Below are 16,396 nucleotides of genomic sequence, written 5' to 3'. Positions count from 1 at the left end.
TTTGCTTTGATTCAATAATTCCAGTATTATAGAATTATTGTTGATTTTCAATGGCTGCGGCGCATGGTGCCCGCGATGCCGCAACGAACGGGACCTCATGCTCACCGCTTTCTTCATCTTTCTCGCCACATTAGTCCTCGTCATCTGGCAGCCGCGCGGCCTGGGCATCGGCTGGAGCGCCGTCATCGGCGCCTGTGTCGCCTTGCTGGCCGGCGTGATCCACTGGGGCGACATTCCCGTCGTCTGGCATATCGTGTGGAACGCCACCGGCACGTTCATCGCCGTGATCATCATCAGCCTGCTGCTGGACGCGGCCGGTTTCTTCGAATGGGCCGCCTTGCACGTGGCGCGCTGGGGCGGCGGCAGCGGCAGAAAACTGTTCGTGCTGCTGGTCCTGCTGGGCGCGCTCGTGTCCGCCGTGTTCGCCAATGACGGCGCCGCGCTGATCCTGACGCCCATCGTCATCGCCATGCTGCGGGCCCTGAAATTTTCCGCCAGGGCCACCCTGGCCTACGTGATGGCCGCCGGCTTTATTGCCGACACGGCCAGCCTGCCGCTGGTAGTGTCGAACCTGGTGAATATCGTCTCGGCCGATTTCTTCAAGATCGGCTTTGCCGAGTACGCTTCCGTGATGGCGCCCGTCAATGTCGTCGCCGTGCTGGCGACCCTGGCGGCCTTGCTGCTCTTTTTCCACCAGGATATTCCTCGCGACTATGACGTGGCGCAGCTGAAACGCCCGGACGCCGCCATCCGCGACCTCGGTACCTTCCGCGCCGGCTGGCTGGTGCTGGCGCTGCTGCTGGTGGGATTTTTCTCGCAAGAAAGCCTGGGCGTCCCCATCAGCCTGATCGCCGCCGTCGGCGCCGCGCTGCTGCTGGGCGTGGCCGGCAAGGGCCACGTGATTTCCACGCGCCACGTGCTGCGCCATGCGCCGTGGCATATCGTCGTCTTTTCGCTGGGCATGTACCTGGTCGTGTACGGCTTGCGCAATGCGGGCCTGACGGCGTACCTGACGGGCATGCTGAACCACTTTGCGCAGTACGGCGTGTGGGGCGCGGCCATGGGCACGGGCGTGCTGACGGCGTTATTGTCGTCCGTGATGAACAACCTGCCGACGGTGCTGGTGGGCGCGCTGGCCATCGACCCGACGACGGCGCAGGGGGCCGTGCGCGAAGCGATGATTTACGCGAACGTCATCGGCAGCGACCTGGGCCCGAAGATCACGCCCATCGGCAGCCTGGCCACCTTGCTGTGGCTGCACGTGCTCGACAGCAAGAATATCCATATTTCCTGGGGCTACTATTTCCGCGTCGGCATCGTGCTGACCGTGCCCGTGCTCTTGGTGACCCTGGCTGCATTGGCGCTGCGCCTGGGGTGATGGCAGAGCGGGGGATAGTTTACTAGACGACCGGTCAGATTTTTTGCTATACTGGCTGCATGAGCAAAAAATCCTCCGCTGACATGCGCCAGCACCTGATCGACATCGCCAATGCCCTGATGGCCGAGAAGGGCTATACGGCCGTGGGCCTGGCCGAGCTGGTGGCGGCCGCTGGCGTGCCGAAAGGCTCGTTCTACTATTACTTCAAGTCGAAGGAAGAGTTTGGCCAAGCCTTGCTCGATGACTATTTCACCACCTATCTGCAGACGGTCGACGCCTTGCTGACGGGACCAGGCACGGCGCGCGAGCGCCTGCTGGCCTATTTTGACTACTGGCGCGCCACCCAGGCCAGCAGCGCGCCGGAAGGCAAATGCCTGGTGGTCAAGCTGGGCGCCGAAGTGTGCGACCTGTCCGTGGACATGGGCGCCGTGCTGCAGCAGGGCACGGGCGCCATCCTGGAGCGCCTGACGCAGTGCGTGGAAGCGGGCCACTTCGACGGTTCCGTGGCGGCGGCGACGGCGGCGCGCGTGCTGGCCGAATCCCTGTATCAGTTGTGGCTGGGCGCTTCTCTGATGGTCAAGGTGGCCAGGAACGGCGGACCGTTCGACGCCGCCATGTCGACCACGCAACGGCTGCTGTCCTAGCCGTTTTTTTTAACCATTAAATAGACGACCGGTCAGTTATTTTGACCTCTCGCACAATATGAAAGCAGTACGATGACCGAACAGCATGAAAGCGATCTATTTTCTCCCGTCGACCTGGGTGCGCTGGCGCTGGCCAACCGCATCGTCATGGCGCCGCTCACACGCAGCCGCATGGGCGACGATGGCGTGCCGAACGCCTTGCACGCCGAGTATTACGCCCAGCGCGCCAGCGCCGGTCTGATCATCAGCGAAGCGACGAATATTTCGGCCCAGGCGCGCGGCTACGCCATGACACCCGGAATCTGGACGGACGAGCAGGTGGCTGGCTGGAAGCTGGTCACCGATGCCGTGCATGCGGCCGGCGGCAAGATCGTCTGCCAGCTGTGGCATGTGGGGCGGTTTTCGCATGCGAGCCTGCAGCCCGATGGCGCCGCGCCCGTCGCCCCTTCCGCCATCCGGGCCGAGGGCAGCACCTATACCGCCAGCGGCATGCAGGCCGTGTCCATGCCACGCGCACTGGAAACGGGGGAAATCGCCGGCATCGTCGCGCAATATGCGCATGCGGCCGCATGCGCACTGCGCGCCGGTTTCGATGGCGTCGAAGTGCATTCGGCCAACAGCTACCTGCTCGACCAGTTCCTGCGCGATTCGACCAACCAGCGCACGGACTCTTATGGCGGCAGCATCGCAAACCGCGCGCGGCTGACCCTGGAAGTGACGCAAGCCGTGGTGAACGTCTGGGGCGGGGCGCGGGTCGGCATCCGCCTGTCCCCCGTCACGCCCGACGCGGGCAATACGCCCGTCGACAGCGACGTGATGGCCACTTATGGCTATCTGATCGAACAGTTGAACGGCCATGGACTGGCGTACCTGCACTTCGTCGAGGGCGCCACGGCCACCTCGCGCGCTGTGCCGACAGGCGTCGACCTCGATGCGTTGCGGGCGCTGTTCGACGGTCCGTACATCGGCAACAACCACTATGACTTGCCGCTGGCGCAGGCGCGTCGCGCGCAAGGCAAGGTTGATGCGGTGGCGTTTGGCCGTCCCTTTATCGCCAACCCGGACCTCGTGGCCCGCCTGCGCCATGGCGTGGCGCTGACCGTGGCGCCGCGCGAGGCGTATTACGGCGGTGGCGCCAGCGGCTACACCGACTGGCCCGCAAACCTGTACTGATTTCTCTTGATTTTCTTTTTTACTCACCCAAGGAGCGCAACATGAACAACACCACTTATGTGCAGGATTACCAGGCGATTGTCGCCGTGCTGAATCAATACAATGCGGGCGGCGCGCAGGCCGACAGCAGCATCATGCGCCCGGCTTTCAGCGGCCAGGCCACCATTTTCGGCGTCGATGGCGACGATAAGCTGACGGGCGGGCCCATCGAGGGCCTGTTCGAGATCATCGACAGCGCCTTCCGGCCATCGCCGCAGGCAAGGGCGGCCATCGTGCGCGTCGACATCGTGGGCACGGCGGCCAGCGCGCGCGTCGATACGGACGATATCTCGGGTTTCCGCTTTACCGACTTTTTCAACCTGTTGAAGGTGCAGGGCGAGTGGACCATCGTCAGCAAGATTTATCACACGCACGCGGGCGCCTGATGCACTGGCTGGGCGCCCGATGCTGTATCGTGTGGCGTCCAGCATGCGGAGAGAATGAATGAAACTGATACTGACAGGCGCCACGGGCCTGGTGGGCCGCGAAGTACTGCGCCTGGCCCTGGCCGACGCGCGCGTCACGGCCATCGTCGCGCCCGTGCGCAAGCCCATGCCGGCGCATCCGAAGCTGGAAGCGCCGCTCGTCGACTTCGACCGCTTGCCGGCGGAGGCGCCCTGGTGGCAGGCGGACGCCGTCATCTGCACCCTGGGCACGACCATGAAGGCGGCGGGCACGCGACAGGCGTTCCGACGGGTTGACCATGACTATCCGCTGGTCGTGGCGCGCCTGGCGCTGGCGGCCGGCACGCGCACGTATGCGCTCAATTCCGCGGCCGGCGCCGACGCCGCTTCGCGCTTCTTTTATAACCGCGTCAAGGGCGAGCTGGAGCGCGACCTGGAAGCGCTGGGTTTTTACTCGCTCACGCACGTGCGACCCGGTCTGATTGGCGGCGAACGCGACGTGGCGCGGGCGGGCGAGGGCGCCGCCTTGCGCCTGCTGCGCGTGCTCGCTCCCGTGCTGCCGCGCCGCTGGCGCATCAATCCCGCGCCGCGCATCGCCAGCGCCTTGCTGGAAGCGGCGCTGGCCGCCGCGCCGGGCGTGCATGTGGTGACGTCGGAGCAGCTGCTGTGAGCGCATGCCCGTATCATTTATCTTCCCGTTTTTGAAAGGATCACAATGCAGACAGTACGCCCTTACCAGGCCGGCGACCGCGACGCCTGCCTGGCCCTTTTCGACGGCAATACGCCGCGTTTTTTCGACCCGTCCGAGCGTGCGGGCTTTGCCGCCTGGCTGGAAGCATCGACGCATCCGTATCTGGTCATCGAACGCGACGGAGACATCGTCGCCTGCGGCGGCCATGCCATTGAGGCGGGCGGCACCGTCGCCAGCCTGTGCTGGGGCATGGTGGCGCAGGATCTGCATGGGCAGGGACTGGGCCGCGCGCTGACGCAGGCGCGCCTGGACGCCATCCGTGCCATGCCGGGAGTCGCCAGCGTGAGCATGAATACCAGCCAGCACACGCAGCGTTTTTATGCGCGCTTCGGTTTTGAGGCAGTCAAGGTGACGCCGGATGGCTTCGGGCCAGGCATCGACCAGTGGGACATGATGTTGCAACTGCCCGTGTAACAACTGCCGGCTGGCATGGCGTCATGCTTCGGCCAAATACTGATTGAGATGGTAACGTTAGTCGCTTACTATCGTTGGGTGTTTCAACTAGGAAAGATGCCCATGCGCCCGTCACTCTCGTTTGACCTCCCATTGCAGACCGCCGCCAGGCACGGAGGGCAGCATGGCTGATGACAGCCTGCCGCCATCCCCGCTCGTCATCGTGGCCAGCAGCGGCACCGGCGGCGACATGCAACCGTTTATCGCGCTGGCGCAGGGCTTGCAGCAACGGGGCCGGCGCGTGCTGCTGCTGGTGCCGGGCTGGCAGGAAGCGGCCGCGCAGGCGTCAAGGCTGCCGTATCAAATCTTTGGCAGCGTAGAAGAGGGGCAGGCCATGCTGGGCGACCCAGGCCTGTGGGATGAGCGCAAGGGTTGGGGTGTGGTGTGGAATGGCCTCGTGCCGCACCTGGGCGCCGTGCGCGACGTCGTGCAAGGCTTGCCGGCCGGCGAGCCGTGCGTGGTGCTGTGCCACCCGATCCTCGTGCCGATGGCGGCCCTGGCGCGCTCCGTGCGCCCTGACTTGCGCATCGTCGCGGCGTATCTGGCGCCATCGAACCTGTGCAGCAGCCATGACTTCCTGGCGGCCGGCTCCTTGCGGATTCCCGCCTGGGTGCCGCTGGCCTGGCGCCAGGCGCTGTGGCGGCTGATCCACCGCAGCATGGTCGACCCGGTGCTGCTGCCGGGCCTGAATGGCGCGCGCGCGCAGCATGGGCTGCCGCCGGAAGCGCATTTTTTTGCGCACATGCTGGCCGCGCCGGATGCCTCGCTGGGGCTGTTCCCCGCCTGGTTCGCCGCGCCGCAGGCGGACTGGCCGCCGCACTTCGTGCAAGCCGATTTCACCGGCGCCGCCATGCATGGCGCTGCGGCGCTGCCGCCGGAGCTGGAACGTTTTCTGGACGAGGGCGAGCCGCCCATCGTGTTTACGCCCGGTACCGGCCACCAGCACGCGCAACGCTATTTCAGCATCGCGCTGGACGTCTTGCGGCGGCTGGGGCGGCGCGGCCTGTTCCTCACGCCCCACGCGGCGCAAGTGCCGCAACACTTGCCGCCGACCGTGATGTGGCAGGCGCACGTGCCGTTTGCGGCGCTGTTGCCGCGCGTGGCGGCCGTGGTGCACCACGGCGGCATCGGCACCAGCGCGGACGCCTTCCGCGCGGGCGTCCCGCAACTGATCGTGCCATTCGCGTACGACCAGTTCGATAACGGCTGGCGCGCCAAACGGCTCGGTGTAGGGGATGTCTTGCTGGCCAAACGCCTGTCGGCGGGGCGCATGCGGCGGCAACTGGCGCGCCTGCTGGCCGCGCCCGAGGTTCAGTTGGCGTGCGCCGACGTGGCCCGCAGGATGGGGCAGGGACTCGAATCAGCGCGCCTGCTCGATCACGTCGAGGCGGCGCTTATCGGGACTGGGGCGCACCGTCGTCGAGGGTGATGACACGGTCGTTTGCGCCGGGCACGCAGCCGTCGGCGATCGGTTCCCAGCCCCGGTGCACGACCACCTGCTTGCCGTCGTGGCAGATTTCCACGCGTTCGCTGGCGGGCAGGCGCTGGCGCGCGAACGCTTCCAGGCTGGCCGGCAGGCTCACTGCCAGCTGCATCGTGCCGATGGCTTCCGGCGGGTGGTCATCCATGTGCACGAGAGGCACGAAGATCGAGCCCAGCATCAGCCAGCGCGCGCCGACGTCGACGGGGGCGGGCGCATACGGCGCGGCGCGCAGCCAGTCCTGGGCGCGGGCGCGCAAGTCGCTGCCGGCGGCCAGCTCGCCCCAGGCTGCGGCCAGCATTTCCACCACCCACTGATTGCAGTTCTGGTATTTCAAATTGAAGGCGTACGCGTTGGCGCTGTAGCGGCCCGCCAGCAACTGCTGCACGCGCACGGGGTCGAGCAGGGCGCGGCGCAGGGGTGGCACGGTTTCTGCAGGCAGTTTCACGAGGGAGATGTAGCCAAGTGACGGATTTTCCGTGCCCATGGCGAAACCGGCCGTGCCCTGGTCGAAGATGCGTGGGCGGCCTTCGTCGCAGGCGTAGTACAGCTGGCGCGCGGACCAGCCGCTGTCATTGTCGTGGCGCCAGGCCAGCGCCGCGTGCGAGTAGCGGATGCCGAAGCGGGCCAGGTCCAGGCCGGAGCGGCTGATGAGGGCCACGCTGCCTTCGCTGGCGGCCAGTTCCTCGCGCACGACGGCGGCAAAGCGCAACAGGCGGTCCTGTTCCGTGGCCGTGAGTTCCTGCGCGCGGTCGCAAAAGCGCGATGAGGCGAGCGAGGTGCCCGCCTGGGCCGCGCCAGCCAGGACGAGCGCGGCGCAGCCGGCCAGCAGCGGCGCCAGTTTGCGCAAAATCAAAGGCTGACGGGACGCGTGGCCATTTCGCCGTACCAGTCGTCGGCCAGCACGAGGAAGAAGGCGGCGCGCGTGTCGTTGCGCGAGAATTCGATGCCATAGGCGCGGTTTTGCGCATGCACCACGTCACCCTGCGCCAGCTGCTGCTTGTCGAGTGCCGCTTGCGGCAAGTCCAGCACCAGCGGCGTTGCCGTGGCGTCGGCCTGCATGGTCAAACGCCTCATGCCGTCGCGGCCTGGCAGGGCTGCCACGTCGATGATGCGGTAGGGGCCATTGGCCACCTTGTTGTCGCGCGAGGAGCTGTTGCTCGAACCGTTGAGCGAATCGGAAATGCTGCCGCTCGACTGGGAGCCGGCGCTGGAGGCCGAGGAAACGAAACTGTCGGCGTTGGCGTTGCACGCCACGGTCAGAGCTGCGGCCAGGCCGAGCATGCGTAAGGAGATAGTCAAGGCAGTTTTCCAGTGGACGTCAATGAAAGCGCGCCGGGTCTGTCCCGGCCTGCGCCATCATAGCAGATCGCTTATCAGCTGAGCAGTACCTCGATCAGGCCCTTCGCTTCGGCCGACGGCTGCGTGCGCAGCGCCTGCAGCACGGGATCATTTTCCAGATACGCTTGCAGCGGCGCGCTGACGGTGACGCTGGCCTGCGGCAGCGGTGTCGGCACGGGTGCCAGCGCCTTGGCCAGCAGCAGGGTGTCGCGCAAGCCCTCGGGCGGCAGCATGATGGTCGAACCGGGCAAGGCGTTGACGGCATCAGCTACCGGCAGCGGCACGCCCAGCTGGCGCATCAGCGCGCGGCCGATCACTTCCAGCGTGGATGCCATCTGCGTTTCCAGCTCGGCGTACAGGCCCGGCGTCTTGTCGGCCTGGGCCAGCAAATAAAAACCGGCCACTTCATGCACGATGCCGGCGAACAGGGCCGTGTCGGCATCAGTGTGCGTGACGGCGCCCGCCAGCCCATGCGCCAGGGCCGCCACGTGCACGGTGTGCGCCCACAGCTGGGTGGCGCGGGCGCGCAAGGCTTCGTCGCGGATGCCCGCGTTCAGCTGGCGGATGACGGCCGCCGTGGCCAGCGCATACAGGTTGCGGTGGCCCAGCCGTTCGACTGCGGCGCGCACGCTGGTGAGGGCGGGCGCCTGGCCGGGCGCGAACAGGGCCGAATTGGCCAGCGCCACGGCGCGCGCCGACAAGGTCGGTTCGCACAGCAGCAGCCGGCTGATGTCGGCCGAGTGGCAATCCGGATTCGCCAGTTCCTTTTGCAGGAGCAGGGCCGTATTGATGCTGGTGGGAAAAGCCAGGGTTTCCGTTTCGGCGCTGGCCAGAAGTTGCGCCAGACTGCTGAGCGTGTTGACGTGCATGGATAGGGGAGCGAGAAGTAGCAATGCCCCATCTTATCAGGCAATCCGGCCTGCATGGCGCCCGACAGCCTTTCCTGTGAAATAGGCCGCGCCTCGACCGCGCCTCGACCTATTCATCAGTCCAGCTTATAGACCCTAGTGGGTTTATGGCGCTAATCAGCACGGGCCAGCGCTGTTAAGCTTGTATGGCCAGGACAGGCGACGCCGGCTGCCCGGCGGCACGTGAGACCAATCATACCGGCAAGAAAGGAAACCAGACATGCATCGATACGCCGCGGCACTCTTGCCGCTCTGCCTGCCCGCCGGGGCCGCGTCCGCCGAAGCGGGCGCCGCTGCTGCTGCCGCGCCAGCGGCAGTCACTGTCACGCGCGCCGCCGCCATGCCCGCCAGCATCGGCGACGCCGCCTATTTCACGGGCACGGTCGAAGTCGGCGCCAGGTTCCAGCGCCTGGCTCCGGCCCGCGTGGGCGGCGGCCTCGTCACCTTCGCGCCCGGCGCCCGCACGGCCTGGCATACGCATCCGCTGGGCCAGACCCTGATCGTCACGCAAGGCCATGGCTGGGTGCAGCATTGGCAGGGGCCGCTGCAGGCGCTGGCCGTGGGCGACGTGGCGTGGATACCGCCCGGCGTCAAGCACTGGCACGGCGCCACGGCCACGTCTGCCATGCAGCATGTTGCCATTGCGGAGGCGCAAGATGGCACGGCCGTCAACTGGCTGGAGCACGTGGCGGATGACAGCTACCCCAGGTAGTCAGGACTGTTCGCCGTGCGCCAGTATCTCCAGGAAAGCCGCCACCAGGCGGCTTTTTTCATCGGCGCGCGTCACGGCCACCACGGTGGTGCTGGTGGCGATATCGTCCACGGGCAGGAAGACCACGTCGGTGCGGTTGTTTTCCGCGATCGAGCGGGCTACCAGGGTGGCGCCCAGGCCGGCGGCCACCAGTGACAGGGCCGTGTAGATTTCCACGGCGGAATACGCCACGGCCGGCTCGGCGCCCGCCGCCTTCAGCGCGGCGACGATCTGCTGGCCAAACGGGCTGATCGGGTCTTTCGGATACAGGATGAAGGGGATGTCCGCCAGCTCGGCCGCGCGCAGCGACTTGCGGCCCGCCAGCCGATGGTGCAGGGGCAGGGCGGCCACCAGCGGGTCGTCCAGCGTGACCGCGTGGCACAGGTCGGGCGGCGCTTCGCAGGGGCCGATGAAGCGCGACAGGCCGATATCGATGCGCCCCTGGCGCAGCTGCGCCGGCTGGTATTCGGACAGCGCCTCGACCAGGTCCAGCTGCACTTGCGGATAGACGGCGCGAAATTGCCGGATGGCCCGTGGCAGCACGGAAAACGTGGCCGAGCGGGTAAATGCGATGCCCAGCCAGCCATGGCTGCCCGTTGCCAGGCCCTTGGCCTCGTCGTCCAGGCGCGCCGCCTGCAGCAGCAGTTCCTTGGCGCGCGGGTAGAAAAACCGGCCCAGCGGCGTCGGCTCCATGGGCCGGCGCGAACGGTCGAACAGCTCACCGCCCAGGTGGGCTTCCAGCTGCCCCAGCTGCATGCTGATGGCCGTCGGCGCCACGTGCAGGCGCTCGGCCGCGTGCGCGGCGCTGCCCGCTTCCACCACCTCGCAAAAATACCGCAACTGTCTTAAGTTCATTTTTATTGATCCAAGAGTCAATAATCGATGTTTGATATTGAAAACACTTTATATGAAACTGGGTTCCACGACAACAATATCTGGAGACGTTTCATGGAAGACAGTGTATTCACGCAGGCGCGCGGCCTGAGCAGTGCGGAAGTGTCGGACGCGCTCGATTATTTCGGCTTGCCAGGAAGCGTGCCTGGCCTCGTCCCCGTGGCCGGGCCGCGGCGCCTGTTCGGTCCCGCCTTTACCGTGCGCTTCGCGCCCGTCGACAGCCAGTCGCCGGGCACGGTGGGCGATTACCTCGACGATATTCCTGCGGGCGCCATCGCCGTGCTCGATAACGCTGGCCGCAGCGATTGCACGGTCTGGGGCGGCATCATGAGCCAGCTGGCGGCGCAGCGGGGCGTGGCCGGCACCGTCATCGGCGGCGTGTGCCGCGACACGGCGGAAGCGGACGCCGCCGGTTACCCCCTGTTTGCGCTGGGGCGCTTCATGCGCACCGGCAAGGATCGGGTGCAGGTGGACGCCGTTGGCGCGCCCGTCAGCCTGGCCGGCGTGCGCGTGGCGCCCGGCGACCTCGTCGTGGCCGATCAGGATGGTGTCGTCATCGTGCCGGCGGGCCGGGCGCACGCCGTTTTTGAACGCGCCCTGGCCATGCAGGCGGTGGAATTGCGCATCGTCGCCGCCGCGCTGGACGGCGTGTCGCTGCGCGACGCGCGGCGCCAGTTCGGCTATCACACCTTGCAGCGCAAGCCTGCGGCTGCCTGAATTTCCCCTCTCTTTACCTCTCAGAAAGCACACCATGGACCAGCATGTTTCCATTGCAACCCTGCACGCCCTGCGCCAGCTGGGCGCGGCCACCATCTATGAAGCGCAGGGCGCGAAAGGCGCGCTCGACAGCGGCATCAAGCCGATTGCGCCCGGCATGCGCCTGGCCGGCCCGGCCCTGACCGTGGATACGCGCCCGGCCGACAACCTGATGCTGCACTACGCCATGTTGAAAGCCCAGCCCGGCGACGTGCTGGTGGTCGACGCCAAGGGTTTCCTGGAAGCGGGCGTGTGGGGCGACGTCTTCACCGAGCAGGCGCAGCGGATCGGCCTGGCCGGCCTGGTGATCCACGGCGCCGTGCGCGACGCGGCCGCCATGACCGAGGCGGGCTTTCCCGTCTTCAGCCGGGGTTTGTCGATCAAGGGCACGGGCAAGCACCAGCCGGGGCGCCTCAACGTGACCGTCACCATTGGCGACGTCAGCATCGATCCCGGCGACATCATCGTCGGCGACCAGGATGGCGTGGTGGTGGTGCGGCGCCACGAGGTGGATGCGGTGCTGCAGAAAAGCCGCCAGCGCGAAGAGAAGGAAGCGCGCTTCCGCCAGCAGATCCGAGACGGCGCCACGACCGTCGACCTGCTGGGGCTGGAAGAGACCTTGCGCCGGCTGGCACTGCACTGACCTCTGTGCCCACCACTAAAAAAAATCAGGAGACACCCTCATGCATACCACCATTACCGCCCCGGCTGCGGCGCCCGCCGCACCGCTGGCCGTCCGCCGTCCCACGCGCTACCGCTGGGTCGTCGCGGCCCTGTTTTTCATCGTCTACACGATTGCCGCCGCCGACCGCGCCAATTTGGGCGTGGTCTTGCCGTTTTTGCGCAAGGAATTTGAAATGAGCAATACCGATGCGGGCGGCCTCGTCAGCCTGTTCCTCGTCGCCTATGCGCTGGCGCAACTGCCTTCCGCCTGGCTGCTGTCGAAGTTCGGCGTGCGCAAGGTGTTTACCATTTCCATGGTGCTCACGTCGATCGCCACGGGACTGACGGGGCTGGTGGGTTCCCTGCTGTCATTGAAACTGTGCCGCCTCGGCCTGGGCCTGGCCGAAGGGCCGTTGCCGATCGGCGTGACGACCACCATCAATCACTGGTTCCCGTCGCGCGAGAAGGGCACGGCGTCGGGACTGTTCTTGTCGGCCGTCAAGTTTGGCCCCGTCATCACGCCGATCCTGGGCGCGGCCATCATTGCCGTCTGGGGCTGGCGCGAAGTGTTCATCTGGTTTTCCGTGCCCGGCGTGATCCTGGCCATTTTCTGGTATTTCCTGGTCACCAACAAGCCGATGGAGAGCCGTTTCGTCAATGGGGAAGAACTGGCCGTCATCGAAGAAAAGGCGCCGGATGGCAGCAGCACCGGTACGGCGGCCACGTCGCGGCCCATGCCCTGGCTCGACAAACTGATCCGCGTCCGCCAGGTGCCCACCGTCAGCACCAGCCGTGGCGTGTTTGCGTCGTGGAATATTCTCGGCTGCGCGCTCGGCTATTGCTGCCAGCTGGGCATTTCCAGCGTGCTGCTGGCCTGGATTCCCACGTACTTGCTGACGGTAAAACAGTTTTCCATCATGAACATGGGCATGGTGGCGGCCGCGCCGTGGGTGGGCGCCGTCTTCGGCAATATCCTGGGCGGCTTGCTGGCTGACCGCGTGCTCGACAAGCGCAGGAAACCCGGCATGCTCATTTCCGCCCTGTCGACGGCCGTGATGATGTACTTGCTGATCCATGCGCCGGCCGACCCGCTCCAATACGGCGCGCTGCTGTTCCTCACGGGCGTGCTGTTGAGCATTGGTTTCTCCGCCTACATGGTGTATCCGATGCAGTTCGTGTCGAAGGAAAAATTCCCTGTCGCCAATGCCGTCGTCAACATGGGCGGCCAGCTGGGCGGCGCGGCCACGCCGTGGATCGTCGGCATGCTGCTCGACCACTACGGCTGGGATTATGTGTTCGGCTTCATGGCGGCCATTTCCTGCCTGACCTTCCTGGTGGTACTGACCATCGCCGAACCGCTCAAGTTGCGGCCGTCAGGGCAGCAGTAAGGAATGCTGGCTGGCCGTATGGAAATCGCGCCAGACGCGGTTGATGGTGCTGTCTTCGCGCGCCGCGTACAGGCCGCAGTGCGGGTACAGGCCATCGACGGCCGCGCGGCACGTGGCCACCAGGTCCAGCGAACTGTCTTGCACGGCTTGCATGGCGTCCGCGCCGAGCGCCGCGCCGGCCGCCACCTGCGCCCAGCTGTCGTCCAGCACGGCGTAAAAGCGGGCGCGGGCGACGGTGAACGCGTCTTTCTTGCCTTGCAGCATGGCGACCACTGCCGGCACGTCCAGCAGCGGCAAGCCTTCGCGCGCATGGCGGCGGTGGCGCATGCATTCTTCGGCCAATTCCAGGAAATGCGCGGCCATGCCGGCCACGTTGGCGGCCAGGGTTACGTAGGCCAGCGAGAAGAACGGGTAGCGGTACAGCGGGCCGTCGGCCGTCGCGGTGTCAGGACTGATCGCAAAGCCATGGTCCTTGCCGAGCCACTGGCCATCGATGCGGTAGCTGTGCGAGGCGCTGGCGCGCATGCCGATGCTGTTCCAGGACGGCACCAGCTGCACCAGCGCGGCGGGCACGAGGAAGGCGCGGATGCGCGGTTTTCCATCCGCATCGAGCAGGGGCTGGCCATCGCGCTGCAGCCGGGCGTTCAGGGTGAAGTGCGTGGCCATGGGCGCGCCGCTGGCGTAATCCCAGCTGCCCGTGATGCGGTAGCCGTCGCCTTCTTCCTCCGCGTAACCGGTGGCCGCGCCGCTGCCGCCCAGGCAGACGCGCGGCGTGCCGATGATGGCGCGTGCCATGTCGGGCGCCAAAAAGCCCGCGAACCAGCCGGCCCCCGCGCACAGGGTCAGCACCCAGCCCATGCTGCCGTCGACGGCGGCCACGGCTTCTTCCAGGCGCACCACTTGCGGCAAGGGCCGCTCGGCGCCCCCCGCGCTGCGCGGCGCCAGCATCGTCAGCCAGCCGCGCCGGTGCAGCAAGGCTTGCTGGGCCGGATGCAAAAAGCGGGCGGCGTCGGCCGCCTGGGCGTGGCGCGCGATACGGCGTGCGTCGCGCTCGGAAAGGGTGGCAAGGGCAGCGTACGGCATGGGTAACATCCGGCAATGGCGAAGGCGGGCATTTTCGCATAGCGGGGCGTGTACCGGGTAGTTCGCGGCCTGTGCATCGCAATTGGTGAAAATGACGACAGCGGATGGCCGGTGCCGGCCATAAGCAGGTACAGTCGCATGGTCCCTTCCATGCAGCACTTATCCTGAAAGCGCAAAACCATGTCCCGTCTTCCCGACCCGCACTTCGCCGAGAAAGTCCGCACCAGTTTTGCGCTGCAGAACGCCATGACCTTGATCCAGGCGAGCCTGCCCGTGGTGGCGCATGGCAGCACGGAAATCCACGTGCCGCACTGGCGCGGCATCGAGCAGCAGCATGGCTTCGTGCATGGCGGCGTGGTGGGCATGATCGCGGACTCGGCCGCCGGTTACGCGGCCATGACCATGGTGGCCGATGGCGCGTCCGTGCTGACGGTGGAATACAAGATGAATCTGCTGGCGCCCGCCGATGGTGAAAAACTGATCGCGCGCGGCAAGGTGGTGCGCCCGGGCCGCACCCTGATCGTTACGCAGGCCGAAGTGTTCGCCGTGCGCGACGGCAAGGAAACCCTGTGCGCGCTGATGCAGCAAACCATCATGGTGATGCACGGCAAGTCGGAAAAGACGTGAGCCGTGCACCGCACAACGGCGCTCAATCCGCCTTGACCAAGCCTTCCGCTGCCAATGCCGTCTTGACGCTGTCGCGCAGGGCAATTCGGCCCAGGAAAGCTTGCAGATTTTCCAGCGCGGACAAATCCACGCCCAGGCCTGGCGCCCAGCCCGTGATGACGAACAGGTAGGCGTCGGCGACCGTGAAGGTGTTGCCCGTGAGGCAGGCCTGGCCTTCCAGGCGGCTGTTCACCCATTTGTATTTCTTGCCCAATTGCTCAATGAACAAGGCCTTGGTGGTAGCGTCGATGCGGGGATCGAACAGGGGACTGAACGATTTATGCAGCTCGGACGTGATGTAGTTCTGCCATTCCAGCACCTTGTAGCGGGCAAAATTGCCCACCGGCGGCAATAAATCCTGTCTGCCGGCCTGTTCGGCGATGTACTGGGCGATGACGGGGCCTTCGCTCAAGGTCGTGCCATCATCGAGTGCCAGCAGCGGCACCTGGCCTTTGGGGTTGAGTTCGTAGTAATTGCCGCCTTCCAGCGTCTTGTGCTGGCCCAGGTCGACCTTGACCAGGGTGAACGGCGTGCCCGTTTCGCGCAGGATGATGTGTGGCGCCTGCGAGCAGGCGCCCGGCGAGTAAAAGAGTTTCATGGCGATCCTTGAACAGGTGGGAAAGAAGCCACTATAGTCCCGCGCCGCCGCACGGTAAACGCGTGTTCGCGCAATTCACACTTTCTGCCCGGTGAATGATTGCGCTGGCTCAAACCTGGGAATAGCGCAAGGTGTCGAGCAGCAAGGTAAACGCGGGCGACGGGTGGCGCCGGCTCGGGTAATACAGCTTGTAGCCCGCATACGTGGGGCACCAGTCATCGAGCACGCGGATCAAACGGCCATCGGCCACGTAAGGCTGCACCACATCTTCCGCCATGCAGGCCACGCCCAGGCCATCGAGCGCCGAATGCAATCGCATGGCCATGTTGTTGTAGATCATTTGCCCTTCGACCCGCACTTTCAGCTCCTGCCCATCCTTGGCAAACTCCCAGGCAAACAGGCCGCCCAGGGTGGGCAGGCGCATGTTGATGCAGTTGTGCGCCATCAAGTCCTGCGGCGTGGCGGGCGGCGCATGGCGGGCGAAGTAGGCGGGCGACGCGACGATGGCCATGCGGAAATCCGGGCCGATGGGCATGGCGATCATGTCCTTGGCCACTTGCTCGCCCAGGCGCACGCCCGCGTCGCAGCGCGCGGCCACGATATCGGTCATGCCGTTGTCGACGACGACTTCGATGTTGATGTCGGGATAGTTCGGCAGCAAGCGGGCGATGGCCGGCTGCAATACTGTCAGCGCCGAGTGTTCTCCCGCGCTGATGCGAATGTTGCCGGCCGGCTTGTCGCGCCGCTCGCTGAGCAGGGCCAGCTCCGCCTCGATTTCGTCGAAACGGGGCGCCACCGTGCGCAGCAGCTGTTCGCCCGCTTCCGTGGGCGAGACGCTGCGCGTGGTGCGCACCAGCAGGCGCAAGTCGAGCCGCTCTTCCAGCGCGCGCACCGTCTGGCTCAGGGCCGATTGCGACACGCCCAGCTTGGCCGCCGCGCGGGTAAAACTGCCTTCGCGGGCCACGGCCACGAAGGCGAGGATGTCGTTGAAGTTGGTTTGTGCCATGGCGGAGTGCCTCTTTTATT

Annotated in this window: 19 protein-coding genes; 12 read left to right on the top strand and 7 right to left on the bottom strand. The window is 66.1% G+C overall.

Annotation, left to right across the window (positions count from 1 at the left end):
- Positions 1–97 precede the first annotated feature (97 nt).
- The 7 genes from CSQ93_RS05275 to CSQ93_RS05245 all read left to right on the top strand — a co-directional run bounded on the left by CSQ93_RS05275 (position 98) and on the right by CSQ93_RS05245 (position 6,271).
- Positions 98–1,378 carry an arsenic transporter gene (locus CSQ93_RS05275; RefSeq protein WP_099377074.1) on the top strand — a complete coding sequence of 427 codons (1,281 nt, stop codon included), beginning with the start codon at positions 98–100 and terminating at the stop codon, positions 1,376–1,378.
- A 59-nt stretch (positions 1,379–1,437) separates the two neighbouring features.
- A complete protein-coding gene (locus CSQ93_RS05270) occupies positions 1,438–2,022 on the top strand; it encodes a TetR/AcrR family transcriptional regulator (RefSeq protein WP_199534262.1) in 585 nt (194 codons plus the stop codon).
- Between the two features lie 72 nt (positions 2,023–2,094).
- On the top strand, positions 2,095–3,195 hold the full coding sequence (locus tag CSQ93_RS05265) for an alkene reductase (protein WP_099377072.1): 1,101 nt from the start codon (positions 2,095–2,097) through the stop codon (positions 3,193–3,195).
- A 41-nt stretch (positions 3,196–3,236) separates the two neighbouring features.
- The gene (locus CSQ93_RS05260; protein WP_099377071.1) at positions 3,237–3,620 is read left to right on the top strand and encodes a nuclear transport factor 2 family protein; all 384 of its coding nucleotides are present in this window, start codon (positions 3,237–3,239) and stop codon (positions 3,618–3,620) included.
- A 58-nt stretch (positions 3,621–3,678) separates the two neighbouring features.
- Positions 3,679–4,308, top strand: a complete 630-nt coding sequence (locus CSQ93_RS05255; RefSeq protein ID WP_099377070.1) for an NAD(P)H-binding protein — start codon at positions 3,679–3,681, stop codon at positions 4,306–4,308.
- 45 nt (positions 4,309–4,353) lie between these two features.
- Entirely contained in the window at positions 4,354–4,803 is a 450-nt protein-coding gene (locus tag CSQ93_RS05250; protein WP_099377069.1) for a GNAT family N-acetyltransferase, read from the top strand.
- A gap of 163 nt (positions 4,804–4,966) precedes the next feature.
- Complete coding sequence (locus tag CSQ93_RS05245) at positions 4,967–6,271, top strand: glycosyltransferase (RefSeq protein ID WP_099377068.1); 1,305 nt, start codon at positions 4,967–4,969, stop codon at positions 6,269–6,271.
- On the opposite strand, the gene CSQ93_RS05240 is transcribed toward CSQ93_RS05245, so the two are convergent.
- From CSQ93_RS05240 to CSQ93_RS05230, 3 genes are all read right to left on the bottom strand, one after another.
- A complete protein-coding gene (locus tag CSQ93_RS05240) occupies positions 6,237–7,178 on the bottom strand; it encodes a DUF2145 domain-containing protein (RefSeq protein ID WP_099377067.1) in 942 nt (313 codons plus the stop codon). The two genes, CSQ93_RS05245 and CSQ93_RS05240, sit on opposite strands and share 35 nt — an antisense overlap.
- The gene (locus CSQ93_RS05235) at positions 7,175–7,606 is read right to left on the bottom strand and encodes a hypothetical protein (RefSeq protein WP_099377066.1); all 432 of its coding nucleotides are present in this window, start codon (positions 7,604–7,606) and stop codon (positions 7,175–7,177) included. Before CSQ93_RS05235 ends, CSQ93_RS05240 begins: the two co-directional genes overlap by 4 nt.
- Positions 7,607–7,698: 92 nt before the next feature.
- Positions 7,699–8,532 carry an HDOD domain-containing protein gene (locus tag CSQ93_RS05230; RefSeq protein ID WP_233516049.1) on the bottom strand — a complete coding sequence of 278 codons (834 nt, stop codon included), beginning with the start codon at positions 8,530–8,532 and terminating at the stop codon, positions 7,699–7,701.
- Positions 8,533–8,791: 259 nt separating this feature from the next.
- On the opposite strand from CSQ93_RS05230, the gene CSQ93_RS05225 reads away from it, so the two are divergent.
- The gene (locus CSQ93_RS05225) at positions 8,792–9,283 is read left to right on the top strand and encodes a (R)-mandelonitrile lyase (protein WP_099377065.1); all 492 of its coding nucleotides are present in this window, start codon (positions 8,792–8,794) and stop codon (positions 9,281–9,283) included.
- Here CSQ93_RS05225 and CSQ93_RS05220 read toward each other — a convergent pair whose 3' ends face one another.
- Positions 9,284–10,177, bottom strand: a complete 894-nt coding sequence (locus tag CSQ93_RS05220; protein WP_099377064.1) for a LysR family transcriptional regulator — start codon at positions 10,175–10,177, stop codon at positions 9,284–9,286.
- 93 nt (positions 10,178–10,270) lie between these two features.
- Here CSQ93_RS05220 and CSQ93_RS05215 point away from each other — a divergent pair, with 93 nt between their 5' ends.
- Genes CSQ93_RS05215 through CSQ93_RS05205 form a run of 3 tightly spaced genes read left to right on the top strand, consistent with a single transcriptional unit; the run spans position 10,271 to position 13,023 of the window.
- The gene (locus CSQ93_RS05215; RefSeq protein ID WP_099377063.1) at positions 10,271–10,933 is read left to right on the top strand and encodes an RraA family protein; all 663 of its coding nucleotides are present in this window, start codon (positions 10,271–10,273) and stop codon (positions 10,931–10,933) included.
- A 34-nt stretch (positions 10,934–10,967) separates the two neighbouring features.
- The gene (locus tag CSQ93_RS05210) at positions 10,968–11,615 is read left to right on the top strand and encodes a 4-carboxy-4-hydroxy-2-oxoadipate aldolase/oxaloacetate decarboxylase (protein ID WP_099377062.1); all 648 of its coding nucleotides are present in this window, start codon (positions 10,968–10,970) and stop codon (positions 11,613–11,615) included.
- 40 nt (positions 11,616–11,655) lie between these two features.
- Complete coding sequence (locus tag CSQ93_RS05205; RefSeq protein WP_099377061.1) at positions 11,656–13,023, top strand: MFS transporter; 1,368 nt, start codon at positions 11,656–11,658, stop codon at positions 13,021–13,023.
- On the opposite strand, the gene CSQ93_RS05200 is transcribed toward CSQ93_RS05205, so the two are convergent.
- Positions 13,009–14,106: an acyl-CoA dehydrogenase gene (locus tag CSQ93_RS05200; protein ID WP_099377060.1), complete on the bottom strand. Its 1,098-nt coding sequence runs from the start codon at positions 14,104–14,106 to the stop codon at positions 13,009–13,011. The two genes, CSQ93_RS05205 and CSQ93_RS05200, sit on opposite strands and share 15 nt — an antisense overlap.
- A 180-nt stretch (positions 14,107–14,286) precedes the next feature.
- Between CSQ93_RS05200 and CSQ93_RS05195 the strand changes: the two genes are divergently transcribed.
- Positions 14,287–14,733 (top strand): PaaI family thioesterase, encoded by a 447-nt coding sequence (locus CSQ93_RS05195; protein WP_099377059.1) that lies wholly within the window; start codon positions 14,287–14,289, stop codon positions 14,731–14,733.
- Positions 14,734–14,755: 22 nt separating this feature from the next.
- Here CSQ93_RS05195 and gstA read toward each other — a convergent pair whose 3' ends face one another.
- Positions 14,756–15,370, bottom strand: coding sequence for a glutathione transferase GstA (gene gstA, locus CSQ93_RS05190; protein ID WP_099377058.1), 615 nt, complete (start codon positions 15,368–15,370; stop codon positions 14,756–14,758).
- A 109-nt stretch (positions 15,371–15,479) separates the two neighbouring features.
- Entirely contained in the window at positions 15,480–16,376 is an 897-nt protein-coding gene (locus CSQ93_RS05185; protein WP_099377057.1) for a LysR family transcriptional regulator, read from the bottom strand.
- Between the last annotated feature and the right edge of the window lie 20 nt (positions 16,377–16,396).

Origin of the sequence: Janthinobacterium sp. BJB426 (assembly GCF_002735705.1) — a bacterium.
Taxonomy (GTDB): domain Bacteria; phylum Pseudomonadota; class Gammaproteobacteria; order Burkholderiales; family Burkholderiaceae_D; genus Janthinobacterium.
The sequence above is the reverse complement of the archived record's forward strand: the minus strand, read 5'-3'. Positions and strand labels throughout refer to the sequence as shown.